The sequence below is a fragment of the Tabrizicola sp. T46 genome (genome assembly GCF_057219895.1).
Map to the genome: position 1 here is coordinate 457,541 of NZ_JBXVVV010000003.1, position 22,482 is coordinate 480,022.

The 22,482-nt window shown below is 65.3% G+C and carries 22 protein-coding genes and 1 tRNA gene; 10 read left to right on the plus strand and 13 right to left on the minus strand.

The window, feature by feature from the left end; genetic code table 11:
• Positions 1 to 10 precede the first annotated feature (10 nt).
• Positions 11 to 643 carry an ATP-dependent Clp protease proteolytic subunit gene (locus AC2D9V_RS15055; RefSeq protein WP_137112483.1) on the minus strand — a complete coding sequence of 211 codons (633 nt, stop codon included), beginning with the start codon at positions 641 to 643 and terminating at the stop codon, positions 11 to 13.
• A gap of 162 nt (positions 644 to 805) precedes the next feature.
• Here AC2D9V_RS15055 and AC2D9V_RS15060 point away from each other — a divergent pair, with 162 nt between their 5' ends.
• Positions 806 to 1,972: an FAD-binding domain-containing protein gene (locus AC2D9V_RS15060; RefSeq protein ID WP_484714904.1), complete on the plus strand. Its 1,167-nt coding sequence runs from the start codon at positions 806 to 808 to the stop codon at positions 1,970 to 1,972.
• Here AC2D9V_RS15060 and AC2D9V_RS15065 read toward each other — a convergent pair.
• The gene (locus AC2D9V_RS15065) at positions 1,969 to 2,577 is read right to left on the minus strand and encodes a CDP-alcohol phosphatidyltransferase family protein (protein WP_484714905.1); all 609 of its coding nucleotides are present in this window, start codon (positions 2,575 to 2,577) and stop codon (positions 1,969 to 1,971) included. The genes AC2D9V_RS15060 and AC2D9V_RS15065 overlap by 4 nt on opposite strands.
• A 223-nt stretch (positions 2,578 to 2,800) precedes the next feature.
• Here AC2D9V_RS15065 and AC2D9V_RS15070 point away from each other — a divergent pair, with 223 nt between their 5' ends.
• Positions 2,801 to 3,286 (plus strand): CAP domain-containing protein, encoded by a 486-nt coding sequence (locus AC2D9V_RS15070; RefSeq protein ID WP_484714906.1) that lies wholly within the window; start codon positions 2,801 to 2,803, stop codon positions 3,284 to 3,286.
• A gap of 26 nt (positions 3,287 to 3,312) precedes the next feature.
• Here AC2D9V_RS15070 and AC2D9V_RS15075 read toward each other — a convergent pair whose 3' ends face one another.
• Positions 3,313 to 4,626 (minus strand): ATP-binding protein, encoded by a 1,314-nt coding sequence (locus AC2D9V_RS15075; RefSeq protein ID WP_484714907.1) that lies wholly within the window; start codon positions 4,624 to 4,626, stop codon positions 3,313 to 3,315.
• 41 nt (positions 4,627 to 4,667) lie between these two features.
• Between AC2D9V_RS15075 and AC2D9V_RS15080 the strand changes: the two genes are divergently transcribed.
• Together AC2D9V_RS15080 and AC2D9V_RS15085 are read left to right on the plus strand one after the other, a co-directional pair.
• Positions 4,668 to 5,543, plus strand: a complete 876-nt coding sequence (locus tag AC2D9V_RS15080) for an MBL fold metallo-hydrolase (RefSeq protein ID WP_484714908.1) — start codon at positions 4,668 to 4,670, stop codon at positions 5,541 to 5,543.
• 70 nt (positions 5,544 to 5,613) lie between these two features.
• Positions 5,614 to 5,688 (plus strand) — tRNA-Asn (locus AC2D9V_RS15085).
• A 97-nt stretch (positions 5,689 to 5,785) separates the two neighbouring features.
• Here AC2D9V_RS15085 and AC2D9V_RS15090 read toward each other — a convergent pair.
• The 6 genes from AC2D9V_RS15090 to AC2D9V_RS15115 form a co-directional block, all read right to left on the minus strand.
• The gene (locus AC2D9V_RS15090) at positions 5,786 to 6,499 is read right to left on the minus strand and encodes a DUF4167 domain-containing protein (protein ID WP_484714909.1); all 714 of its coding nucleotides are present in this window, start codon (positions 6,497 to 6,499) and stop codon (positions 5,786 to 5,788) included.
• 196 nt (positions 6,500 to 6,695) lie between these two features.
• Complete coding sequence (gene prmC, locus AC2D9V_RS15095; protein WP_484714910.1) at positions 6,696 to 7,550, minus strand: peptide chain release factor N(5)-glutamine methyltransferase; 855 nt, start codon at positions 7,548 to 7,550, stop codon at positions 6,696 to 6,698.
• Positions 7,547 to 8,602 carry a peptide chain release factor 1 gene (gene prfA / locus AC2D9V_RS15100; protein ID WP_484714911.1) on the minus strand — a complete coding sequence of 352 codons (1,056 nt, stop codon included), beginning with the start codon at positions 8,600 to 8,602 and terminating at the stop codon, positions 7,547 to 7,549. The genes prmC and prfA overlap by 4 nt, the downstream gene beginning before the upstream one ends.
• A 53-nt stretch (positions 8,603 to 8,655) precedes the next feature.
• A complete protein-coding gene (locus AC2D9V_RS15105) occupies positions 8,656 to 9,084 on the minus strand; it encodes a DUF1499 domain-containing protein (RefSeq protein WP_484714912.1) in 429 nt (142 codons plus the stop codon).
• A 12-nt stretch (positions 9,085 to 9,096) separates the two neighbouring features.
• On the minus strand, positions 9,097 to 10,062 hold the full coding sequence (gene speB / locus AC2D9V_RS15110; protein WP_484714913.1) for an agmatinase: 966 nt from the start codon (positions 10,060 to 10,062) through the stop codon (positions 9,097 to 9,099).
• Positions 10,063 to 10,177: 115 nt separating this feature from the next.
• Positions 10,178 to 11,584, minus strand: coding sequence for an aminotransferase (locus AC2D9V_RS15115; RefSeq protein WP_484714914.1), 1,407 nt, complete (start codon positions 11,582 to 11,584; stop codon positions 10,178 to 10,180).
• A 231-nt stretch (positions 11,585 to 11,815) separates the two neighbouring features.
• On the opposite strand from AC2D9V_RS15115, the gene AC2D9V_RS15120 reads away from it, so the two are divergent.
• Entirely contained in the window at positions 11,816 to 12,202 is a 387-nt protein-coding gene (locus AC2D9V_RS15120) for a hypothetical protein (protein ID WP_484714915.1), read from the plus strand.
• Here the strand turns inward: AC2D9V_RS15120 and AC2D9V_RS15125 are convergent.
• Entirely contained in the window at positions 12,187 to 13,350 is a 1,164-nt protein-coding gene (locus AC2D9V_RS15125; protein WP_484714916.1) for a M20 aminoacylase family protein, read from the minus strand. The two genes, AC2D9V_RS15120 and AC2D9V_RS15125, sit on opposite strands and share 16 nt — an antisense overlap.
• A 54-nt stretch (positions 13,351 to 13,404) precedes the next feature.
• On the opposite strand from AC2D9V_RS15125, the gene mazG reads away from it, so the two are divergent.
• The 3 genes from mazG to AC2D9V_RS15140 all read left to right on the plus strand — a co-directional run bounded on the left by mazG (position 13,405) and on the right by AC2D9V_RS15140 (position 16,554).
• On the plus strand, positions 13,405 to 14,244 hold the full coding sequence (gene mazG / locus AC2D9V_RS15130) for a nucleoside triphosphate pyrophosphohydrolase (RefSeq protein ID WP_484714917.1): 840 nt from the start codon (positions 13,405 to 13,407) through the stop codon (positions 14,242 to 14,244).
• A gap of 70 nt (positions 14,245 to 14,314) precedes the next feature.
• Positions 14,315 to 15,313 carry a Fe(3+) ABC transporter substrate-binding protein gene (locus AC2D9V_RS15135; RefSeq protein ID WP_484714918.1) on the plus strand — a complete coding sequence of 333 codons (999 nt, stop codon included), beginning with the start codon at positions 14,315 to 14,317 and terminating at the stop codon, positions 15,311 to 15,313.
• A gap of 164 nt (positions 15,314 to 15,477) precedes the next feature.
• Positions 15,478 to 16,554: a sterol desaturase family protein gene (locus AC2D9V_RS15140; protein ID WP_484714919.1), complete on the plus strand. Its 1,077-nt coding sequence runs from the start codon at positions 15,478 to 15,480 to the stop codon at positions 16,552 to 16,554.
• Positions 16,555 to 16,676: 122 nt separating this feature from the next.
• Here the strand turns inward: AC2D9V_RS15140 and AC2D9V_RS15145 are convergent, their stop codons facing one another.
• Entirely contained in the window at positions 16,677 to 17,057 is a 381-nt protein-coding gene (locus AC2D9V_RS15145) for a GFA family protein (RefSeq protein ID WP_484714920.1), read from the minus strand.
• A 553-nt stretch (positions 17,058 to 17,610) separates the two neighbouring features.
• The gene (locus tag AC2D9V_RS15150; RefSeq protein ID WP_484714921.1) at positions 17,611 to 18,636 is read right to left on the minus strand and encodes a WD40/YVTN/BNR-like repeat-containing protein; all 1,026 of its coding nucleotides are present in this window, start codon (positions 18,634 to 18,636) and stop codon (positions 17,611 to 17,613) included.
• A gap of 123 nt (positions 18,637 to 18,759) precedes the next feature.
• Between AC2D9V_RS15150 and AC2D9V_RS15155 the strand changes: the two genes are divergently transcribed.
• Positions 18,760 to 19,692, plus strand: coding sequence for a nucleoside hydrolase (locus AC2D9V_RS15155; protein ID WP_484714922.1), 933 nt, complete (start codon positions 18,760 to 18,762; stop codon positions 19,690 to 19,692).
• A 104-nt stretch (positions 19,693 to 19,796) separates the two neighbouring features.
• Positions 19,797 to 21,035, plus strand: a complete 1,239-nt coding sequence (locus AC2D9V_RS15160) for a hypothetical protein (protein ID WP_484714923.1) — start codon at positions 19,797 to 19,799, stop codon at positions 21,033 to 21,035.
• Between the two features lie 417 nt (positions 21,036 to 21,452).
• Here AC2D9V_RS15160 and AC2D9V_RS15165 read toward each other — a convergent pair whose 3' ends face one another.
• A complete protein-coding gene (locus tag AC2D9V_RS15165) occupies positions 21,453 to 22,469 on the minus strand; it encodes a sensor histidine kinase (RefSeq protein ID WP_484714924.1) in 1,017 nt (338 codons plus the stop codon).
• Between the last annotated feature and the right edge of the window lie 13 nt (positions 22,470 to 22,482).

Here is a 22,482-nt window from a genome sequence, read left to right on the forward strand (position 1 = left end):
GAAAGGGGCGTCATTTCGACGTATCGTCGGCCTTTCCGCGGCTTTCCAGGATCTGGTCGATCAGGCCCCAGGCCTTGGCATCCTCAGCCGACATGAAGTTGTCGCGTTCCAGCGCGGCCTCGACCGTCTCATAGTCGTTGCCGGTGTGCTTGACGTAGATCTCGTTCAGGCGGCGCTTCAGCTTTTCGGTCTCGCGCGCGTGAATCATGATGTCCGTCGCCTGGCCCTGGTAGCCGCCCGAGGGCTGGTGCACCATCACGCGGCTGTTCGGCAGGCTGAAGCGCATGCCCTTTTCCCCGGCCGTGAGAAGAAGCGAGCCCATCGATGCCGCCTGCCCGATCACCAGCGTGCTGACCTTCGGTCGGATGTACTGCATCGTGTCGTAGATCGAGAGACCCGAGGTCACCACGCCACCGGGGCTGTTGATATACATCGAGATTTCCTTGGTCGGATTCTCCGATTCCAGGAACAGAAGCTGGGCGCAGATCAGGCTGGACATGCCGTCATGCACCGGGCCGCCCAGGAAGATGATCCGTTCCTTCAGCATGCGGCTGAAGATGTCGTAGGCGCGTTCCCCGCGGCTGGTCTGTTCGACGACCATGGGGACGAGCGTATTCATGTAGTGATCAACGGGATCGCGCATAGGTGCCTGCCTCCTGCCGGCGAGGGATATCGCCGGACCATTGCCAGAGTCTTAGTAGCGCGCGACGGGGGCTGCAAGGGCAGGTCCGACATTCGCGCCTTCGGCCTGCGGCAGCGCGTCCCGGGGGCTTGATTGCGGACAAGGTCGCCATAAACCCGGGTGATGAGCGCATTCACCCCAAGCCGTGCAGCGGGCATGGACCGCCTTTCCGCCTTCCTGTCCCGCGCGGGGCGCGACTATGCTGCCTTGCGCAATCTCGACCTGCCGGATCATCCGCATGTGTCTGGCCTGTCGCCCTGGCTGCGGCACCGGCTGTTGACCGAGGCCGAAGTGATCGCGGCGACGCTGGGGGTACATCCGAGGGGGGCCGAGAAGTTCCTGGCCGAGGTCTGGTGGCGGACCTACTGGAAGGGCTGGATGGAACTGCGCCCCGGCATCTGGACCGCTTATCGCCAGGGGGTCGGCGCGGCGCTGAACCGTCTGGCGGTCGAGCCGGGACTTGCGGCACGGGCCGAAGCCGCGATGCTGGGCGATACGGGAATCGACGGCTTCGACCACTGGGCGCAGGAACTGGTCACGACCGGCTATCTGCACAACCACGCCCGCATGTGGTTCGCCTCGATCTGGATCTTCACGCTGCGCCTGCCCTGGGAACTGGGTGCCGACTTCTTCCTGCGGCACCTAATCGACGGTGATCCGGCATCGAATACGCTCTCCTGGCGCTGGGTCGCGGGGCTGCACACCCCCGGCAAGACCTATCTCGCCACGGCTCAGAACATCGCGGCCAATACCCGCGGCAGGTTCAGGCCCGAGGGGCTTGCGCCTGCGGCCCCTGCCCTGCCCATGCCGCCTCTGTCCGCGCCGCGCCCCGCGCCGGATTGGGAAACGTGGGACCCGACACGTCCCAGCTTGCTTCTGGTCACCGAAGAAGACCTCAGCCCTGCGTTCCTGATGGATCAGGGCCTTCGCCCCGCTGCCATTGCCGTCCTGACCGATGTCGCCGGCCGTTCGCCCCTCGCTGTCGCCGACCATGTCCGACGGTTCACCGCCGGGGCGATCGCTGATGCACTGATGCGGCTGGGGGCCTCGGATGCTCCGGTCTTCACCGAAGAGGCCGAGGTTTTGGCGTTCTGCGAAAAGGCGGGTCTTACCCAGATCGTCACGGCCTATGCTCCGGTCGGCCCGGTGGCCAGCCGGCTGGGCAGCCTTGCGCGTCAATGCGAGCCAAAGGGAATCACGTTCGCCCGCGTGCTGCGCGACCATGACCGCATGGCGTGGCCGCATGCCACCCACGGCTTTTTCCGGTTCCGCGAGGCGGTGATGGGCTAGCGAAAGGTCCGTGCCGCCAGGATCACGCGGGAGACCGCCGTGACCAGGCAGAGCGACCCGAAGACCCATGCAGCAGGAACGAAGACGGCTGGCCAGACAGCAATCACCAGCAGGAACAGGATCGTCTCGGTCCCTTCCAGAAGCCCGGCTGTGAAATAGAGCGACTTCTCGCCGCGACTGGTCGTCTCCATCCGCCGTTTCGCGGCAAGGACGGCATAGCCAAGGAAGGTCGCGCCGTTCACGTAGAAGCTGAAAAGAAGGAATGCCCCGGCAAGCCCGTTCGCCGCCGGGTCGCGCAGCACGAACGCAAGCGGGATTGCTCCGTAGAAGGCAAAATCCGCCGCAATGTCGAGATAGCCGCCAAAGTCAGACTTTCCCCTGACCCGCGCCACCGCGCCATCAAGGCCATCGGCCAGGCGGCTGGCCAGGATCAGGACCGCGACGACGAACCCCGACCAGCCAAACGCAAGAAGCGCGGCCGCGACCAACCCGAGCGCCAAGCCAAAAAGGGTGATGGCATTGGCGGTGGCTCCACGCGCGGCAAGCCAGCGGCCCCCCCGGTTCAGGGGCCCGTCGATCACGCCGCGCATCAATCCGTCCAGCATCCTGCCCCCGTTTCCGCCCGTTTTGTCGCAGCCCCCGCATGATAGGAAATCACGTCTGCGCTTGCGCGCTGAAAAACGTCTGCTCACGCATCAGCCCTTCGTGCCAGAGTGGGTGAGTGTTACGGCGAATCCCGCGCAAGTTTCACTTTGCGCCACAATCTCTTCAGATTTCAGCCCCAAGAGCGTGTAACGGATGCAATGCCATTCCTCCGGGGGAACTGCCATGATCCATCGCAAGCACCTTCTGTCCGTTGCCGTCGGCCTCGCCTTTGTCCTCGGCCTGCCTGCCCAGGCCTGTATCGTGCCATCCAACGCCAGCGACCTGCAGGCCGAGGTCCTGGCGAACCTAAACGCCCAACGCCAGGCCAACGGGCTCCCTGCGTTCAAGCTTTCAAAGAAGCTCGACAAGGCCGCGCAGGGCCACGCCTGCGACAACGCCGCCCGTCTGTCGATCAGCCATGACTCCTCGGATGGCGGCACCCTGACGACTCGCCTGCGGAAGGCAGGCTACAAGTACCGCGCAGCGGCTGAAAACACCGGCCGCGGCTTCGGCACCGGCACCCGGGCCGTCGAATGGTGGATGAACTCTCCCAAACACCGGTCGAACATCCTGTTCCCGAAGGTGCGCGAGGTGGGGATCGGCATTGCCCTGAGCGAAGCGCCCGACAACAAGTTGCACTGGGTCATCAACTTCGGCGCGTCGAAGTAAATGCAGTAGCTGCCGCGGGGCCGCCATCACCTTGCGATGGCCAGGTCCGCCCGCAACCCACCCAGCCGCGCGCTTTCCGAAAGGCGCAGCGACCCGCCATGGCTCAGCGCGATGTCCGCGGCAATCGATAGGCCAAGCCCCACGCCGCCTCCAAGGTTCGGATTGCGACCCTCCTCAAGCCGTGTGAATGGTCGCAAAGCCTCCTCGCGCCGGTCTTCCGGAATGCCGGGACCGTCATCCTCGACCGTGATCCGCAGGATGCGCTCCTGGAACTCCAGCCGCACTTCGACCGTCTTCCCATAGCGCGTGGCGTTGGTGATCAGGTTCTCGACCGCGCGCGCAACCGCTTGCGGCCGCATCTCCACCGCCTGGGCTTCGCCGTCGACAGCCGCAAGGCTTACCTTCGGCCCCGCCTTGGCCACGATGCCCTGCACCAGGGCCACGGCATCGGTCGGCTCGGTCCCTTCCAGGGCATCGCCCCGCACAAAGGCAAGGAATTCGTCCACCATCCGCTGCATCTGCTGCACATCAGCCTGCAGGGCTGCGACCTCCGGGTCTTCCGGCATCAGGGACAGGCCCAGCCGCAGACGGGTCAGCGGTGTGCGCAGGTCATGGCTGACGCCGGAGAGCATCAGGGTGCGCTGTTCGATCTGGCGCTCGATCCTCGCCCGCATGTCAAGAAACGCCCTGCCCGCCGCACGCACCTCGAGCGCACCGCGCGGGCGGTAGGGCACGGTGCGGCCCTTGCCGAAATCCTCGGCCGCCGCCGCCAGTTTCGTGATCGGCCGGAGCTGATTGCGCAGGAAGACGAAGGCCACCAGCGTCATCAGAAGCGAGGTGAAGACCATCAGCACCAAAAGCTGGTGCGGATTCGTCGCCGACATCCGCCGCCGCGACAGTTCCGCCTGGACCGGGCCAACCGAGGTCTCGAACAGAAGGTTCACCACCCGCTCGGGGTCGGCCACATCGGCGACCACAAGGCCCGGTAGCCGCGACCGAAGCGTCTCGACGATGACCTGACCGGACAGGTCAAGGAACCGGAACCTGTCCTCGACCGGTGCCGTCGGCCCGGCAGGTATGGTCAGCTTCACCTCAAGTGCCTCGCCCAGCGGGCCGACCCGGGCCATCGCTGCTTGAGGCGTCCCTGCGTGTTCGATTTCCGACAACAGGAATTGCAGGTCGATCGCCACCCCATTCGTCATCTGCCGCGTGACGCCTTCATAATGGCGCTGGATGAAAGCGGTGGACACCACAAGCTGGATCGTGACGATGGGGACAAGCAGGATCAGCGCCGCTCGCCAGTACAGACCTCGGGGTAGGATACGTTGCAGGACCGCCATCGACGCAAAGACTATGCCCTGCCGCAGGGCTTGGAAAGGTCATGAACCAGCCGGTCCGGATTTCTTCCGACATCCTGCGGCTGCGCGCCGGAAATCCCTCATCGCTGACCGGGACCGGAACAAACACATACCTCGTGGGCACGGACGATGTTGCCGTGATCGATCCCGGTCCCGATCTTGATGACCATCTCGCAGCCATCCTGCGGGCAATTGGCGGACGAAGGCTTTCGGCCATCACCGTGACCCATGCCCATCGCGATCATTCCGCCCTCGCACCGCGCCTCGCCGCAGCAACCGGCGCCGAAGTCCTTGCCTTTGGCGGGGCCGGCGACGGAACCAGCCCCCGGATGGCCGCGCTGGGAACGGTCTTCGGAGGCTCGGGCGAAGGGCTGGACCTTGCCTTCGCTCCCGACCGCCGGCTTTCGGACGGCGATGTCATTGCCGCTCCGGACTGGCAGATGCGCGTGATCCACACCCCCGGACATCTTGGTGGCCATATCTGTCTTGCCCTGGGCAGCGTCCTCTTTTCGGGAGACCAGGTGATGGGCTGGTCCACCAGCATCATTTCCCCACCCGAGGGCGACATGGGAGACTACATGGCCTCCCTGGCCCGGCTGGGGCAGGAGTCCTGGACTCTCGCCTTGCCCGGGCATGGCGAGCCCGTCTCGGACCCCGGTGCCCGGATCGCCGAACTGGCCGCCCACCGACGGACGCGCGAGGCACAGGTGCTGGACCGGCTCACGGTCGGACCGGCAACGGCCGCAGACCTTGCCGCGCGCATCTATACTGATCTCGCCCCCGGCCTCTTGCCTGCCGCAACCCGCAATGTCCTGGCGCATCTCATTGATCTGGAAACCAGAAATCGCGTCACCACAGAAACCGGCATAGGCCCCGACGCGCTTTGGAAACTGGCCTGACCGACCCTTGCACCGCCCGCACTTTGCCCCTTGCCGCCCCCGATGGGGCTTGCTATAGCCACGCCCGTGTTCCGGCGTAGCTCAGCGGTAGAGCAGTTGACTGTTAATCAATTGGTCGTAGGTTCGATCCCTACCGCCGGAGCCAAGCGAAAAAGCCCAGCCATATGGCTGGGCTTTCTCTCTATTCTTTCCCCGTCAGCCGTCCGCGTTTGCTTCGGGGCGCTCAGCTCATGGCCGGCAAATCACTCTGCGGCTTCCTTTGGCGGTGGGCCATCCTCGGCCCTTTCCGCCTTCGGCTTGCGCGGTCCGCGCTGACGCCGGGCGGCAGGCTCCACGGCCTCTCCGTTCGGGGCTGCCGCCGGGGCCTCGGCACGCATGACCGATGAGGTTTCCGGGGTCTCGATCAGACCGCTGTCGTTGCTGAACTCAAGGTCGATCACATCCACCGCACCGGGTGCGTCGCCCGGTCCCTTTTCACGCCCAAAGTCAGCCCGACGATCACTGCGATCCGGGCGCTCTCCCCGATCACCGCGATCACGGTTGTCGCGGAATTCGCGGGCCTCGCGCCCGTCGCGTTCGACGCGTGCGGGATGATTGCCGTTCTGGCCACCACCCTGACCGCCATACTGGCCCACCGGTTGCTGTCCGCCCCCCTGCTGTCCACCGCCTTGCTGATACTGCTGCTGACGCGCCTCCTGTTCGGCGGCCATCTCGCGCATCGCCTCGGCCAGCATGCGGGTGTAATGCTCGGCATGCTGCAGGAAGTTTTCGGCGGCCACGCGATCGTTCGACAGCTGCGCGTCACGTGCAAGCATCTGGTACTTCTCGATGATCTGCTGCGGCGTGCCGCGCACCTTGCCCTCGGGGCCCGAGCTGTCGAAGACGCGATTTATGATGTTGCCAAGCGTGCGCGGGCGGTTCTGGTTGGAACGCGAGCGTTTCTTCGAAGAGCGCATCTGAACCTTATGGTGGCTCTGGCCCGCGACCGCCGCCCGTCGTGGGCAGCTTCAAGAAAAGTCAGCAAGACCGGCATGGGGCCCGTGGCAGGTGCAACCCCGCCCCACGGCTTGTCTTCCAGTAATCACAGGGCGCGCCGTGTGACAAGCGAATTATGCATACATCCTGCGAAATCGGCGGGTATCGTCGGTTGGTCTACGCGCAGCCGCAGCCCTCTGACCAGGGTTTTGCTGCCACCACCACCCGGTCCCTGCCATCCATGTCGGGCAGCGTCGTCACGTCACGCAGTCCCGCAGCGGCAAACAGTGCCGAGACCGCCGCCCCCTGCGTTACGCCGATCTCCACGATCAGCCTTCCCCCCGGCATCAGCCGTGCCCCAGCACCACGCGCGATCCTGCGATAGGCATCCAGCCCGTCCCCCCCGGGGGTCAGAGCCAGATGCGGCTCCCACTCGCGGACCTCGGGAGCAAGACCGGGCATCTCGGCGGCCGCGATGTAAGGCGGGTTCGAGACGATCAGGTCAAAGGCGCCCGGGACGGATGAAAACCAGTCCGACTTAAGGAACCGGACGCGGTCGCTCAACCCCAGTTCACGTGAATTTTCGGCCGCAACCGCAAGAGCAGCTTCGGAAACATCCACACCAAGGCCGCGCGCCATCGGCATGCCCTTCAGGCAGCTCAGAAGGATGCAGCCGGTCCCGGTGCCGAGGTCGAGCAGTTTCAGGAACGGCCGCTCCAGCGCTGCGGCGACGAGGGTCTCGGTTTCCGGCCGGGGGTCGAGCGTATCGCGCGTCACCTTGAACCATTGGCCCCAGAACAGCCTGCGCCCGATGATCTGCGCCACCGGTTGCCGGGCCTCCCGTGCCTTGACAGCCTCCTCGTATGCCCGCGCCTGCGGCCCGGTCATGTCGTCGGGAAGGTGCAAGGTAAGCCGGTCCGGAGCGATACCCAGCGCATGGGCCAGAAGCACCCGGCCATCCCGTGCGGCCCCCTCCACCCCTGCAGCTCCCAGCCGCTGGACAGCCAGCGCCAGCGCCTCGGCGGCTTTCACGCCTCCATCTCCGCCAGCCGTTCGGCCTGGTCATGTGCCACCAGCGCGTCGATCACTTCGGTCAGGTCGCCCCCCATGATCTGCGGCAGCGCGTAGAGCGTCAGGTTGATCCGGTGGTCGGTCATCCGGCCTTGCGGGAAGTTGTAGGTGCGGATCCGTTCGCTGCGGTCGCCGGAACCGACCTGGGATTTCCGCTCCGCGGCACGTTCGGAATGCAGCCGCTCCCGCTCCGCCTCATATAGGCGCGACCGCAGGACCTGCATCGCGATCTCGCGGTTGCGGTGCTGCGACTTCTCGGAACTGGTGACGACGATGCCCGAGGGCAGGTGCGTGATCCGCACCGCCGAGTCGGTCGTGTTCACATGCTGGCCACCCGCGCCGGAAGAGCGCATCGTGTCGATCCGGATATCGGAGGCCGGGATCTCGATATCCACCTCCTCCGCCTCAGGCAGCACCGCAACCGTCGCCGCGCTGGTGTGGATACGCCCCTGCGCCTCGGTCTCGGGCACCCGCTGAACGCGGTGGACGCCGCTTTCGTATTTCATCCGGGCATAGACGCCCTCGCCCTCGATCAGGGCCGAGAATTCCTTCAGCCCCCCGACCTCGCCCGCCTGTTCGCTGATGATCTCGAACCGCCAGCCCATGCGTTCGGCATAGCGCTGGTACATCCGCGCAAGGTCCCCGGCGAAGAGCGCCGCCTCGTCGCCCCCGGTCCCCGGCCGGATCTCGATGATCGCTGGCCTCGCATCGGCCGCGTCCTTCGGCAGCAGCGCCAGCCGCAGCGCCTGCTCCATCTCGGGAATCCGCGCCTTGAGCCGGGGGAGTTCCTCTTCGGCCAGGGCCTTCATCTCGGGGTCGGCCAGCATCGCCTCGGCCTCGGCCAGATCGTCCAGCGCCTGGCGGTAGGCTGCGATCTCGGACACCACGGGGCGCAGGTCGGTGTATTCCCGGCTGATCCGGGCAATCTCGGCCGGGGCCGAGCCCGCGTTCAGCTGCGCTTCGAGGAACTCGAAGCGTTCGGTGATCTGGGCAAGCTTGTCCAAGGGAACCATGGCCGGTTCTCTGGCGCGTATCCCCCCGCCGGTCAAGAGCCGGCAGCGACCGGCTAAAGCTTCGAAAGCCAGTCCCGTAGCCGCGCCGCGTTCACGCCCATGTCGCCCTGCCCAAAGCGGCTGCGGGCTTCCACGGCAAGACTGTCGGATCGAACCTCGGCGGTGGTGTAGTCGGGAAAGCCCCACAGGGCCGAGCGCGTGACCCAGGTGATCCGCCCCTCGTCGACGCTTCCCGCCAGCCGTACGGTCCGCGGGCTGGCCAGTGCGACCGCGTCGAGCCGCGCCAGCAGGTCGGCGGGCGACCCGGCCTCGGGGCCGAGGCGCAGCGTGGCGCGGTTCAGGCTCGCCACCACCACCTCGCCCGCCGGCCCCTCAGCCACTGGCGCCACATGCCACCGCGCCGGGTCGGAGGGCGCAAGGCGGACATAAAGCGCAAAGGCCACCAGTGCGGCCAGAAGCCCAAGCGCCAGATATCCCGCCATGCGCCGCATCCTTTACCTTTGCGTCCGGGCCCAGTGGTACAGGCAGATCAGCTCATAGGCCACCGCCGCCCCGGCAATCGCCGTGGCACCCGTGGTGTCATAGGGGGGAGAGACCTCGACCACATCCCCGCCCACCAGGTTGATCCCGGCAAGGTCGCGCAGCATCGCCGCCGCCTGCCAGCTGGAAAGCCCGCCCCAGACCGGCGTCCCGGTGCCGGGCGCAAAGGCCGGGTCCAGCGCGTCGATGTCGAACGTAAGATACGTCGGCCGGTCGCCCACGATCCCCTTCACCGTCTCGACCACACGCTCGACACCCCATTCATGCGCCTCGCGCACCGTGATGACATTGACGCCCATGTAATCCTCGGTCGTCGTCCGGATGCCGATCTGGACCGACCGCTTGGGGTCCACGCAGCCGGCCTTCACCGCCTTGTAGAACATCGTCCCGTGGTCGATCCGCGCCGGATTGTCGTCCGGCCACAGGTCGGAATGGGCGTCGAAGTGGATCAGGGAGACCGGCCCGAACTTCTCGGCATAGGCCTTCAGGATGGGATAGGTGATGAAATGGTCGCCCCCCAGCACCACGGAACCGGCCCCGGCCTTCAGGATCGTGCGGATGTGGTTCGTCAGCGCTTCGGGGAACTCCGGCACGTTCGCATAGTCGAAGGCCACGTCGCCGTAATCGATGACCGACAGCTCCTCCAGCGGGCTCGTCCCCCAGCCGGGCGGCGGGTCATAGGGCATCAGCGCCGAGGCCTCGCGGATCGCGCGCGGGCCGAACCGCGTCCCCGACCGGTGGCTCACCGCCTGGTCGAAGGGAACGCCGGTGATCGCCAGATCAACCCCGGTCAGGTCCTTCGTGTAGGTCCGGCGCAAAAAGCTTGCCGCCCCGCCGAAGGCATTTTCATAGGAGTATCCCCGGTGCGTAGTCCGGGTGAACGCAGTGTCGACCTGCGTCTTCGCGTCTTCAAGTGCCATGATGATCTCGGGTCATGCAGCGCGCAGTCGTTGCCCACACAGGGGCCGGAGACGCGCGGATCCGGGTGCGTACAGAAAGCAGATACGCACCCGGCCTGTCAAGCGTTTGATCAAATCACCCGATTCTGAAACCTTCACGAACCAGTTCGTCCGTGACCTGGCGGATTGACCGTTCCAGCACGTCCACCACGAAATCGACCTGCGCTTCGGTAATGACCAACGGCGGCGACATCACGTTCAGATGGCCAAGGGGACGCACCATCAGACCCATCGCCTCGGCCGCGTTCGAGATGCGCTTCGATTCGTTGGCCTCGTCCGGCAGCACGCGCTTCGTCGCCTTGTCGGCCACGTTCTCCACGCACATCATCAGCTTCCGGCCCCGGACCTGCCCGACCAGCGGCAGCGCCTCCAGCGTGGCAAGCCGCGTCTCGAAATAGCTGCCCACACGAGCGGCATGGCCCATCAGGTCCTCGCGCTCCATGATCTCGATGTTCTTCAGGCCCGCCGCGCAGGATACAGGATGCCCCGAATAGGTGAACCCCGCGGTGAACCAGCGCGCCCCGTCCGCCGCCATCGCCTCCCAGATCCGCTCCGACAGGATCAGGGCGCCCAGCGGCACATAGCCCGAGGTCAGGCCCTTCGCGGTGCAGATCATGTCGGGCTGAACGCCGAATTCTTCCCACGAGGCGAACCAGTGCCCCAGCCGTCCGAAAGAGGTCACCACCTCGTCGGCGATGAACAGGATGTCATGCCGCTGGCAGACCTCCCACATCCGCTTGAGGTACCCCTCCGGCGGCACGATCACCCCGCCACTGGCCTGGATCGGTTCCGCGATGAACCCGCCGATCCTGTCCGCCCCGACGCGGTCGATCAGCGCTTCGAACTCGGCGATCAGCCAGTCGCAGAACTCCGCTTCCGTCATCCCCTCGGGCCGCCGGTAGGGGTTCGGCACCGAGAGGTGATGGATGCCCGTCTCCTTGTAGCGGAACTCCGGCACCCGGTCGCCGGGCCGCTTGCCCACGCTTTGCGCAAGGTAGGTCGAGCCGTGATAGCTGTAGTCCCGCGCGACGACATGTGTCTTCCCCGGCCGCCCCATGCAGGTCTGATAGTAGCTGATCGTGCGGACCGCCGTGTCCACCGCCGTCGAGCCGCCGGTGGTGAACATCACCCGGTTCAGATCACCCGGCGCCAGCGACGCCAATTTCGCCGCCAGCCGCGCCGAAGGGTCGTTCGTCATGTCGACGAAGGTGTTGGAAAACGCCAGCCGCTCGGCCTGGTCGGCGATGGCCTGCGCCATCTCCTTTCGCCCCAGCCCGATGTTGGTGCACCAAAGGCCCCCCACCGCGTCCAGATACTGCCGCCCGTCGGCATCCCAGAGATGACAGCCCTCGCCGCGGCTGATCACCAGCGCGCCCTCGGCCGCGAACGGGCCAAAGTTGGTCCAGGGATGCAAGCTGTGCGCGCGGTCCATCTCCCACAGTTCGACGGGCGATGGCGAGTTCGGCTTGAAGGCGGCGGTCATGACTTGCTCCGATTGACTGTTCGGTCAGTGTAGCAGTTTGATCAAATTTCCACCAGCCCCACCCGGCCCCCAAAGGTTGGGGCCCAGCAAGATATGGTGTCCAAAGGTTGATCGCTCACGAAATCCGCGCCCGACACAGCTGACAATCCGTCATCGCCCGATTCGTTCCCTTCCCTTGGCGCGCAGTTGGCGCAAACTGGACGAACCGACCAGCAAGCAGGATGAACGCACATGATCCTGAAACCCGCCCTCGCCTACTTCGCCGTGGTCTTTGCCGCCGCCTTCGCCTTCGGCGCGCTGCGCGTCACCCTGATCGCTCCACAGATCGGCGCACTGGCCGCCGTGGCACTCGAGGTGCCGCTGATCCTTGGCCTCTCCTTGCTCGCCGCGGGACGGGTGCTGCGCCGCTGGCCCCTGTCCCAGGGCCAAGCCCTTGCCATGGGCGGGCTCGCCTTCGCATTTCTGATGCTGGCCGAGTTCGCGCTGGCTTACCTGCTGTCGGGCCAAAGCCCAGGTGCGTACGCCGCGACCTTCACCGAGGCCCCCGGTGCGCTCGGACTTGCCGGCCAGGTCGGCTTTGCCCTGATCCCGGCCCTTCGGCGTCAGCTCAGAGGCTGAGCCCGCTCCACCAGCCGCGCGAAGAAGCTTGCCCCGACCGGTGCCGCCTCATCGTTGAAGTCGAAGGCCGGATGATGCAGCCCCGCCCCGGGTCCGGTACCAAGGAAGAGGTAAGCCCCCGGCCGCGCCTCGAGCATGTAGCTGAAGTCCTCCGACCCCATCTCGCGGTTGGCCCGCGCGTCCACCGCGTCCGGCCCCACCACTTCGCGCGCCGCTTCGGCCGCGATCCCGGTTTCCGCCTCATGGTTGATCGTCGCCGGGTAGCCCCAGTCATAGTCGATGCGCGCCTTCACCCCATAGGCCAGCGCATGACCCTCCACGATCTCGTGGATGCGCTTCTTCAGAAGCTCGCGGACATCCGGCTTGAAGCAGCGGATGGTGGCGCAGAACATCGCCTCTTCCGGGATGATGTTGCTGGCCGTCCCGGCATGGATCATCGTGACCGAGATGACTGCCTCTTCCAGCGCATAGACATTGCGCGGGATGATCGTCTGGATCGCGCTGACCATGCCCACGACAGCCACCACCGGGTCCACCGTCTCGTGCGGCGTGGCACCGTGCCCACCGCGACCGGTGACGAAGACGGTGGCGGTGTCAACGCTGGCCATGATCGGCCCTGGCGTGGTGTTGAACTGCCCGAAGGGCACGTTCGGCGCGTTGTGGATGCCGTAGACCTGCGCGATGCCGAAACGGTCCATGATCCCCGCCTCGACCATCGCCTGCCCACCCGCCCCGTCTTCCTCGGCCGGCTGGAAGATCAGCGCCACCGTCCCCGCGAAGTTCCGCGTCTCGGCCAGATACTTCGCCGCCCCCAACAGCATGGTCACATGCCCGTCATGGCCGCAGGCGTGCATCTTGCCCTTGATCGTGCTGGCATGCTCCGCCCCGGTCATCTCCTCGATCGGCAGCGCGTCCATGTCCGCGCGCAGCCCGATCACCGGTCCCTCCTTCTGTCCCCGGATCAACGCCACGATCCCGGTCTTGGCGATCCCCTCGTGGATCTCGTCCACCCCGATCTCGCGCAGCCGCTCGGCGATGAAGGCCGCCGTCTGGTGACACTCGAACGCCAGCTCGGGATACCTGTGCAGATGCCGCCGCCACCCCTTCATTTCCTCGGCATATGAGGCGATACGGTTCAGGACGGGCATGGCAGACTCCTTCGGCTTGTCCTTTGATCAAATCGCAAAACCCCGGTGGCCGCAATGACCGATGCCCGACGTGACGACCTGCCCGCCGATGGAATCGACCGCCTGCTTGCCATCATGGCGCGTCTGCGTGATCCGAAGACCGGCTGTCCCTGGGACATCGAGCAGACCTTCGCCACCATCGCGCCCTACACGCTGGAAGAGGCGCATGAGGTTGCCGATGCCATCGACCGTCAGGCCTGGGGCGAGCTGAAGGGAGAGCTTGGCGACCTCCTCTTCCAGACCGTCTACCATTCGCAGATGGCTTCCGAGGCCGGACATTTCACCTTTGCCGACGTCGTCACCGCGATCTCGGACAAGATGGTCGCCCGCCACCCGCATGTCTTCGGCGACCAGTCCCGCGACAAGACGGCCGAGCAGCAGACCCGGGACTGGGAGGCGCAGAAGGCGGCTGAACGCGGGAACGCCCGCACCCTCGATGGCATCGCCGCCGCCCTCCCCGCCCTGACCCGCGCCCTGAAACTCCAGAACAGGGCCGCCCGCGTCGGTTTCGACTGGCCCTCGACCGGAGAGGTCCTCGACAAGTTGGTCGAAGAAGCGCGCGAGGTGGTCGAGGCCCGAGACACCCTCACGCACGCGGCCCTCACCGAGGAAATCGGCGACCTTTTCTTCGTGATGGCCAACCTCGCCCGCCATCTCAAGGTCGATCCCGAAGCCGCCCTCCGTGCCGCCAACGCCAAGTTCACCCGCCGCTTCGCCCGGATCGAGGACTGGCTCGCCGAGACCGGCAAGACCCCGGCCGACAGCGACCTGGCCGAGATGGACGCGCTCTGGAACCGCGCAAAGGCCGAAGACAAGGCGCGGCCCAAGGCCAGCGACAAAATGTCGAGTAAATGAGTCACCCTCTTGACCCAAGTAAAACACTCAGGTTTAAGCGCACCATAAACCTGACAAAAGGAGTCGGCCAATGTTGCGCCTCACCACCCTCGCCCTTCTCGCCTGTTCCACCCCGGTGCTCGCCCAGGAGATCAACGTCTACTCCCACCGTCAGCCCGAACTGATCCAGCCCCTCGTCGACGCCTTCACCGCCGAGACCGGGATCAAGGTGAACGTGGCCTTCGTCGACAAGGGCATGGCCGAGCGCCTGCAGGCCGAGGGTGACCGTTCCCCCGCCGACCTGGTGCTGACCGTCGACATCGCCCGCCTGATGCAGATCGTCGAGGCCGATGTAGTCCAGCCCGTCCAGTCCGACGTGCTTGAGGCGAACATCCCCGAAACCCTGCGCGACCCCGAAGACAAGTGGTTCGGCCTTACCTCCCGCGCCCGCATCGTCTATGCCTCGAAGGACCGCGTTCAGCCCGGCGAGATCACGACCTACGAAGACCTCGCCTCCGAGAAATGGCGCGGCCGCATCTGCTCGCGCTCGGGCCTCCATGATTACAACGTCGCCCTCCTCGGCGCGATCATTGCCCACCATGACGAAGCCTATGCCACCACCTGGGCCGAGGGGCTGAGGGCCAACCTCGCCCGCAAGCCCGACGGCGGCGACCGCGACCAGGTCAAGGCCATCGCCGCCGGCGAATGCGACATCGCCATCGGCAACACCTATTACATGGGCCAGATGCTTGCTGACCCCGAACAGGTCCCGGCCGCCGAATCCGTCAACATTGTCTTCCCGGTCTTCGAGGCCGGCGGCACCCACCTCAACATCTCGGGCGTGGCGATGACCAAGTCTGCCCCAAACAAGGAAAACGCGCTGAAGTTCATGGAATGGCTCTCCGGCGACGCCGCGCAGAAGATCTATGCCGAGACGAACCATGAATACCCGGTGAAGCCCGGCGTCGAACGCTCTGCCCTCGTCACGTCCTGGGGCGAGTTCTCCGCCGACGCCACCCGGCTTGCTGACATCGCCGCACAGCGCCCCGCAGCGGTGAAGATCATGGAAACGGTGAACTTCGACGGCTGATCCAGCCTATGTGCCAATGATCTTGCGCCCTCCCCCGACCGGGGAGGGTGCCTCATTTCGGGCTGCAAAGGTCTTTGGGCATCCACCCGGGCTCTCGCTTTGCCATTTTCCGCAGTTCTGCTGTATCGTTCTGCCAGAACAAGAACAGGCAGAGAGTCGAGCCCGTGGAGATAGACCTTATCCCGCCGTACCTTCAGGACTTCCTCGCGAATATCCGCTACGTCCTCCTCTCTCCCCTCCAGCCGGGCAGCAGGATCTACGTCCTCTACCTCGCAACCTCCGCGCTTGTTGCCTTCTTCGTCTACCTCGCCCTGCGGCGCGCCCGGTCACCCGAAGCGACGTCCTTCCTGGGCTACCTTTTCCCCAAGCGGATCTGGAGCCACCCCTCCGCATGGCTGGATGTGCGCTACTTCTTCTTTCACGGCATCACCGGACATTTCATTGCGACCAGCGGCGGGGTTGCCGTCACGCTGGGGGTCTTCACCCTCCTGACCGGCCAAAGCGTCGTGCCCGACGCCAATAGCGGTGTTCAGGTCCTTACCGGCTGGCAAGGCGTTGCGGCCACCATTGCCTTCATGGTCGTGGCGATCGTCGTCTCGGACTTCACGGCCTTCTACATGCACTACCTGCAACACAAGATCCCGCTCCTGTGGCAGTTCCACAAGGTCCACCACAGTGCCGAGGTGATGCATCCCCTGTCGAACTTTCGTGAGCATCCGATCGACAACTTCGCCTATTCGATCACGATCGGCGCGACCTACGGCGTGGTCCTTGCCCTCATGGTCCATGCCTTCGGCTACGTTCCCCATTCCCTGACGCTTCTGGGCGTGCCGGTCTTCATGTTCCTCTTCAACGTCACCGGCTACAACCTGCGCCATAGCCATGTCTGGCTGCGTTGGCCGGGGCGCTGGTCGGTGATCTTCCCCTCACCCGCCCATCACCAGGTCCACCACAGCTGCCACCCCGACCACCTCGACAAGAACTTCGCCTTCATGTTCCCGGTTTGGGACGTGCTTTTCGGCTGCTACGTGATGCCCGAGGACAACCGCGACGTGAAATTCGGCGTCACCGAAAAGGACCGGGGGCACGAGCTGAACAGCTGCGTCAGGATGTACGCCCTGCCCTTCCGCGACGCCTGGCGCGTGATGACGAAGGGGCGCGCCGCCGTTCCCCCGTCGCCCGCACCCGAGGCGGTCGAACGGGCCGAGGTCGACCGGCCCGCCGCAAACCCTGCGCCTTGAGCCGCCACTCCCCCAGCGCACCCCGCCCGTAAGACCCGATCAGTTGCAGGTGATCAACCGCGTGAACCCCTGCGCGGCTTCCGCCAGGTCTTCGGGGGCCACGGCCGGAGCGGTGCTGGCTGTCAGCCCTCCACCTCCGGATGCCACCACTTCGGCCGCGCCCCCTTGTAGGAATGGCTTTCCGGCTTCAGCTCCTTCAGATGCGGCTTGTCGAAGGCTCCGGTCAGCAGCGCCACCACCGGCGCGTCGTCGATGGCCCCAAGCGAGCTGCCGCAGACCGGGCAGAAAGCACGCGAGGACCTGTCGGACGACCGCCACACCGCCGGCGCGCCACCCGGTCCGGTCCATTCCACCGCATCGCGCGGAAACTCCACCCAAGACGCCGTCAGCGCGCCCGTGTGACGCCGGCACATCCCGCAGGAACAGGTGTGCGGAAACCCCGGCAAACCGCTCGCCCTGAACCGGATGTTCCCGCAAAGGCAACCGCCCTCAAACTCCTTCATCGCCTCACCCTGCCATTCTGCGCCCACTGCGGGACAGAAGGATGCATCGGACCCCCAGGCCGTCAAGGGACCCGCCGCGACGGGGTCGGCCCGGACGTGGACCGCCGCGCTCCAGCCAATCCATGATATCTGTCAGACAAGTTATTCTGACCACGGTCGTCCCCTCAGGCCGCCCACCCGCGCGCCCTGAACCCTGCCGCAAAGGCTATCGCCCTCCGGTTCCTTCATTGCCTTAGCCTGACCTCGCGCCCCCGCCGCCGGACAAAAGGGACGCACGGGACACTCGGTCGTCGAAGGACCCGCCGCAACGGGGTCGGCCCAAACGTCAACCACATCCCGGGCGCTCTGCCCACCCGATGATTTCCGTCAGACAAGTTGTTCTGACCAGGATCGTCCGCTGACGCCCTCAGCCAGTCACGGTCCCACCGATACCCCGCCGCGGCCTCCCCGCCATTCCCCGAATCCGTGGCTCCAAACCCTTTCCAAATCCCTAATGTCCACGGCCAGCCATTTGTTTGCATTATATAATCGAAAAGTGACCACTGTGGTCACCTCAGCCCATGAACTCCACCGACAGGACCGTCGGCAGGTGCCGCGCCACCTCGTCCCAGCTTTCCCCCTCGTCCCGGCTCAGGTACACCGACCCCGAGTTCGTCCCGAAGGCCACCCCCCCGGGGCAGGAGGCCATCGCCTGCCGCAGGACGGTGAAGAAGCAGTCCTTCTCCGGCAGCCCCACGCCCTTGCCCGCCCAGGTCTCGCCGCCGTCCTCGGTCTTCCAGACCAGCGCCCGCGCCCCCACCGGATACCGCCCCGCCGAATCCCCGTTCAGCGGGAAGACCCAGGCCACCCCCGGCTTCACCGGATGCGCGGCGACCGGAAACCCGAAGGTCGAAGGAAGCCCCTCCGTCACCTCTTCCCAGACCGCTCCCCCATCCCGGCTCCGGTAGACCCCCTGATGATTCTGCATCCAGATCACCCCCGGCTCCGCCCCGAAGGCCAGGTTGTGGACGCAGGAGAAGATCTCGTCCTCGCGCCGGAACTCCCCCTCGCCCCAGTCGCGCGGCAAGGCCCCCGCCGGACCCGGCCGGTTCCCCCGCCGGTTCCGCTGCGTCCAGCTCATCCCACCATCCCGGCTTTCAAACACCCCGGCCGCCGAGATCCCCACCCAGATCCCGCCCTTCTGGTCTGACAGGATCGTATGCAGCGTCAGCCCCGCAGCCCCCGGCATCCACTGATCCGCCCCCGGCTGGTCGGTCAGCGCGTCCAGCCGGGCCCAGGTCTCCCCGCCATCCCGGCTTTCAAAAAGATACGCGGGCTTCGACCCCGCCAGGATCCGCTCCCGGTCCAGACACAGCGACCAGAGCTGCTCTGCCCCCTCGAACGGCCCCTTCGACACCGCCCACTCCCCGCCCACACGCCGCCAGACCCCCGCGCCATGCCAGCCACTACCCCCCGCCGCCCAGATCTCGCCCCCGCGCCCCACCGCATGGTTGATCGGCCAGCCCTCGCAGAAGGGCCCCGCCACCCGGCCCCCCTCAAGGATGAACAGCCCCTTCGTCGTCCCGACCAGGATTTCCATGGCATCACCTCCCGCGTGCAGCCAGCCCCCAGCCTACGCCTCCCGCCCGCCGCCGAACACTTCTTTCCGCGCACTGGACAATTCCCGCCCCCTGCCCCTAACTCGCCGGCAAAGGAGCCCCGCATGCCCCGCAAGATCATCATCGACACCGACCCCGGCCAGGACGACGCCGTCGCCATCCTCCTCGCCCTCGCCTCCCCGGAACTCGAGGTCCTCGCCCTCACCGCCGTCGCCGGCAACGTGCCGCTCCCCCTCACCCAGCGGAACGCCCGCATCATCGCGGACCTGTCCGGCAAGGCCGTCCCCGTCCACGCCGGCTGCGACGCACCCTTGAAGCGCAAGCTCGTCACCGCCGAGCATGTCCACGGCAAGACCGGCCTCGACGGCATCCCGCTCCCCGACCCCGTCACCCCCCTCCACCCCCAGCACGCCGTCGACGCGATCATCGAGGCGCTCCGCCAGCACCCGCCCGGCACCATCACCCTCTGCCCCCTCGGCCCCCTGACCAACATCGCCACCGCCTTCACCCGCGCCCCCGACATCGTTCCCCGCGTGGCCGAGATCGTCCTGATGGGCGGCGGCTATTTCGAGGGCGGCAACATCACCCCCGCGGCCGAGTTCAACATCTACGTCGACCCCGAAGCCGCTGACATCGTGTTCAAATCCGGCGTGCCGCTGGTGGTGATGCCCCTCGACGTCACCCACAAGGCCCTGACCTCGCGCGCCTGGGTGGAGGAGATGCGGTCCTTGGGCACCCCCGTCGGCCAGGCCGTCGCCTCCTGGACCGATTTCTTCGAACGCTTCGACACCGCGAAATACGGCTCAGAGGGCGCCCCCCTGCACGACCCTTGCGTGATCGCCTACCTTCTGGAGCCAGGCCTCTTCCACGGCCGCCACATCAACGTGGAGATCGAGACGAAGGGCGAATTCACCCTCGGCATGACCGTCGCCGACTGGTGGCGGGTGAGCAAGCGCGAGCCCAACGCGATGTTCATGGGCGGCGTGGACCGGGAGGGGTTCTACCGGCTCCTGACGGGGCGGTTGGGGAGGTTGTGAGGGGTTTTTGCAGTGTGGATACACTGACTCATGTTAGTTGAATTCTGCTTGGGCGGAAGCATATCGAATGCCTGGATGGCCTTTGGGTGGCGAGAGTTTGACAGATGAAAATCTTTTATTCATGGCAAATGGACGCTCCGCGCAAAACAAACAAAGATTTTATCCATGATGCTTTGCTTGAAGCTATAGCTAAACTGGGTGAAGATCCTGATCTTTTCGAGGCTGAAAGGGATAGCATAGATCTTGACCAAGACACACAGGGGGTCTTGGGTTCACCTGAGATTTCACGGGTCATTTTTGAGAAAATTTCAGCATCTAAAGTGGTGGTCGCAGACGTATCGTTAGTTGCTAGCGGTCCGAACGAAAAGGCGCACATTAACAGCAATGTTGCTATCGAACTGGGATATGCCTACGGCAAGATTGGTGACGGTGCAGTGCTAAAAATAATGAACACACACTACGGACAACCATCGAGCCTACCTTTCGACCTACGTATTCGCAGGCATCCAGTGCAGTATGAACTGCCTCCAGATGCAGACAAGCAAAGGATAGCAGGGGAAAAAAGGCGGCTGGTTGATTCCCTTGCTAAGATAATCCGAGACTATCTGACCCGCAAAGAGGTGAATAAGACTGACTCTCACATTGAGACTCCCTTCGTAGACTTGCGTGGGAAATACTGGAATGCAGCTGAGGTTCTTGTTCCTCGGGACCCGAATAGTCGCCATAGGGTTGATCTATTCTGGCACGGGGCAAGTATTCTGTACTTTCGATGCATCCCCTTGACTGCGCTTCCAGAAATATCATCGCTCGAAGCAACGAAATTCGCCACCAAGATAAAACCACTTGTTTACAGGAGTGGGTATTCACATGCAAGAAACAAGTGGGGGTTGATTATATTCGATCGGAGCACAATGGGTGATTCCTTAATTGGGTCAACGCAATTGTTTAGGAATCGTGAACTCTGGGGACTGGATGCCATCTACTCTGACGCTGAAACGCATCCGCATGACGAAGAAGAGGAGTCCAAGCGTTATATTCCGGTTGACGCAATACAGCGCGACTATCCGAGGGCTATCAACAGTCTCCGTGAAGCGGCACGTGACTTGGGCTATGGAGACCGATACATAATCGAACTTGGTCTTTCGGGGGCAGAGGGCATTCACCTTGCAATTGACCGGCGCTACTATGAAGCATATCCAGGTCCGTTCTTTGTTCCAGAAGTTTTCATCAGGAAGACAGTATCCACTAGTTACTCAACGACGCAGATCATGAATGACTTTTGGGAGAAGCTGTTCTCAGAAGTGGGACGCGAAGTCCCTTCTGAGTTGCTCGGGACCGTTTAATGGCCGAACGCAGAGCGTGATATGCGTTAGGTTGCGTGTACTTGCGCTCCCACCACCCCCACCGGCAACCCCAACGTCCGCCCCCCGCCGGGAACTCCAGCCACTCCGCCTGCCCCGGATACCAGGCCCTCGCCCCCTCGTCCTTCGCCTGGCAACCAGCACCGCCGCGATGCCGATGCGCTTCGGCCCGTAGGGTGCGCATTCATGGCGCACCACCACCGCCAGCCACCGCGCGCGGCGGCATCCGGTCTTGCCTGATCGGCCTCCGCGCGTCATCGTGCGCCATGAATGCGCACCCTACGGGTCGTTACCCACCCCCTTAACAAACCCCTAACGCCCGCACGCAACCCATTGCTTCCAAAGCATAATCCGAAATTGACCACTGTGGTCACCCGGAGTCCTTTGCGGCCCTGAGCCTCATCCCAGGGGCAGGACGACCGAGAACCGGCTCCCCTCGCCCTTCTCGCTCTCGATCCGCAGCCAGCCCCGGTGGCGGCTCACGATGTGCTTCACGATGGCGAGGCCGAGGCCCGTCCCCCCCATCTCGCGGGACCGGTGGCTGTCGACCCGGTAGAACCGCTCCGTCAGCCGGGGAAGGTGGACGGGATCGATCCCCTCCCCCTCGTCCGCGACTTCCACCCGCACCGCCGGCCCCCGCACCGTCTCCTCCGGCGAGAGGGTGACCCGCACCACCTGCCCCGCTGCCCCATATTTCAGCGCGTTCTCGATCAGGTTGGTGAAGACCTGGACCAGCTGGTCGGCATCCCCCGGCACGGTCACGGGGTCGCCCGTCAGCTCCACCCGGTCCCCGGTCTTTTCCGCCACCCCCTGCAGGGACGAGATCACCCCTTCCAGAAGCGGCACCAGCTCCACCTCGCCCTTCGGCCGCACCCTCTCCTCCGCCTCCACCCGGGAAAGCTGGAGAAGGTCGCGCACGAGCCGGTTCATCCGCCCCGCCTCGTGTTCCATGATCCCGAGGAACATGTCCCGCGCCTTGGGGTCGTCTTTCGCGGCGTGTTTCAGCGTCTCGATGAAGCCCATCAGCGCGGTGAGTGGGGTGCGGAGTTCATGGGAGACGTTCGCCACGAAATCCCGCCGCATCGCCCCGGCCTTCTCCTCCTCGGTCACGTCGCGGAAGACGAGGAGGACCATCCCCTCCCCCTGCGAGGAGACGGTGACCTGAAAGAGCTGCTCCTGCCCCTCGCGGCGCAGGGTCATGCGCGCCTCGCGGACCCCGCCCTCGCGCCCGACCGCCCCGATCGCCTGCAGGACCCCCGGCGTCCGCACCGCCATCGCCGGGTTGCGGCCGAGGATCGCGGGGCCGAAAAGCGCCTGTGCAGGGTCATTGCAGGCTTCCACGCGGTCCTCTCCCGAAACCAGCAGGGCAGGCATCGGCAGGCCGGAGAGGACGGCTGGCCATGTATTCTCAGTCATTCACAGGTTCCGT

What these genes read in the sequence shown, in the direction of transcription:
- AC2D9V_RS15055 (WP_137112483.1), bottom strand. Translation starts at nt 643, where the DNA reads ATGCGCGATCCCGTTGATCACTACATGAATACGCTCGTCCCCATGGTC.
- AC2D9V_RS15060 (WP_484714904.1), top strand. Translation starts at nt 806, where the DNA reads ATGAGCGCATTCACCCCAAGCCGTGCAGCGGGCATGGACCGCCTTTCC.
- AC2D9V_RS15065 (WP_484714905.1), bottom strand. Translation starts at nt 2,577, where the DNA reads ATGCTGGACGGATTGATGCGCGGCGTGATCGACGGGCCCCTGAACCGG.
- AC2D9V_RS15070 (WP_484714906.1), top strand. Translation starts at nt 2,801, where the DNA reads ATGATCCATCGCAAGCACCTTCTGTCCGTTGCCGTCGGCCTCGCCTTT.
- AC2D9V_RS15075 (WP_484714907.1), bottom strand. Translation starts at nt 4,626, where the DNA reads ATGGCGGTCCTGCAACGTATCCTACCCCGAGGTCTGTACTGGCGAGCG.
- AC2D9V_RS15080 (WP_484714908.1), top strand. Translation starts at nt 4,668, where the DNA reads ATGAACCAGCCGGTCCGGATTTCTTCCGACATCCTGCGGCTGCGCGCC.
- AC2D9V_RS15090 (WP_484714909.1), bottom strand. Translation starts at nt 6,499, where the DNA reads ATGCGCTCTTCGAAGAAACGCTCGCGTTCCAACCAGAACCGCCCGCGC.
- prfA (WP_484714911.1), bottom strand. Translation starts at nt 8,602, where the DNA reads ATGGTTCCCTTGGACAAGCTTGCCCAGATCACCGAACGCTTCGAGTTC.
- AC2D9V_RS15105 (WP_484714912.1), bottom strand. Translation starts at nt 9,084, where the DNA reads ATGGCGGGATATCTGGCGCTTGGGCTTCTGGCCGCACTGGTGGCCTTT.
- speB (WP_484714913.1), bottom strand. Translation starts at nt 10,062, where the DNA reads ATGGCACTTGAAGACGCGAAGACGCAGGTCGACACTGCGTTCACCCGG.
- AC2D9V_RS15115 (WP_484714914.1), bottom strand. Translation starts at nt 11,584, where the DNA reads ATGACCGCCGCCTTCAAGCCGAACTCGCCATCGCCCGTCGAACTGTGG.
- AC2D9V_RS15120 (WP_484714915.1), top strand. Translation starts at nt 11,816, where the DNA reads ATGATCCTGAAACCCGCCCTCGCCTACTTCGCCGTGGTCTTTGCCGCC.
- AC2D9V_RS15125 (WP_484714916.1), bottom strand. Translation starts at nt 13,350, where the DNA reads ATGCCCGTCCTGAACCGTATCGCCTCATATGCCGAGGAAATGAAGGGG.
- mazG (WP_484714917.1), top strand. Translation starts at nt 13,405, where the DNA reads ATGACCGATGCCCGACGTGACGACCTGCCCGCCGATGGAATCGACCGC.
- AC2D9V_RS15135 (WP_484714918.1), top strand. Translation starts at nt 14,315, where the DNA reads ATGTTGCGCCTCACCACCCTCGCCCTTCTCGCCTGTTCCACCCCGGTG.
- AC2D9V_RS15145 (WP_484714920.1), bottom strand. Translation starts at nt 17,057, where the DNA reads ATGAAGGAGTTTGAGGGCGGTTGCCTTTGCGGGAACATCCGGTTCAGG.
- AC2D9V_RS15150 (WP_484714921.1), bottom strand. Translation starts at nt 18,636, where the DNA reads ATGGAAATCCTGGTCGGGACGACGAAGGGGCTGTTCATCCTTGAGGGG.
- AC2D9V_RS15155 (WP_484714922.1), top strand. Translation starts at nt 18,760, where the DNA reads ATGCCCCGCAAGATCATCATCGACACCGACCCCGGCCAGGACGACGCC.
- AC2D9V_RS15160 (WP_484714923.1), top strand. Translation starts at nt 19,797, where the DNA reads ATGAAAATCTTTTATTCATGGCAAATGGACGCTCCGCGCAAAACAAAC.
- AC2D9V_RS15165 (WP_484714924.1), bottom strand. Translation starts at nt 22,469, where the DNA reads ATGACTGAGAATACATGGCCAGCCGTCCTCTCCGGCCTGCCGATGCCT.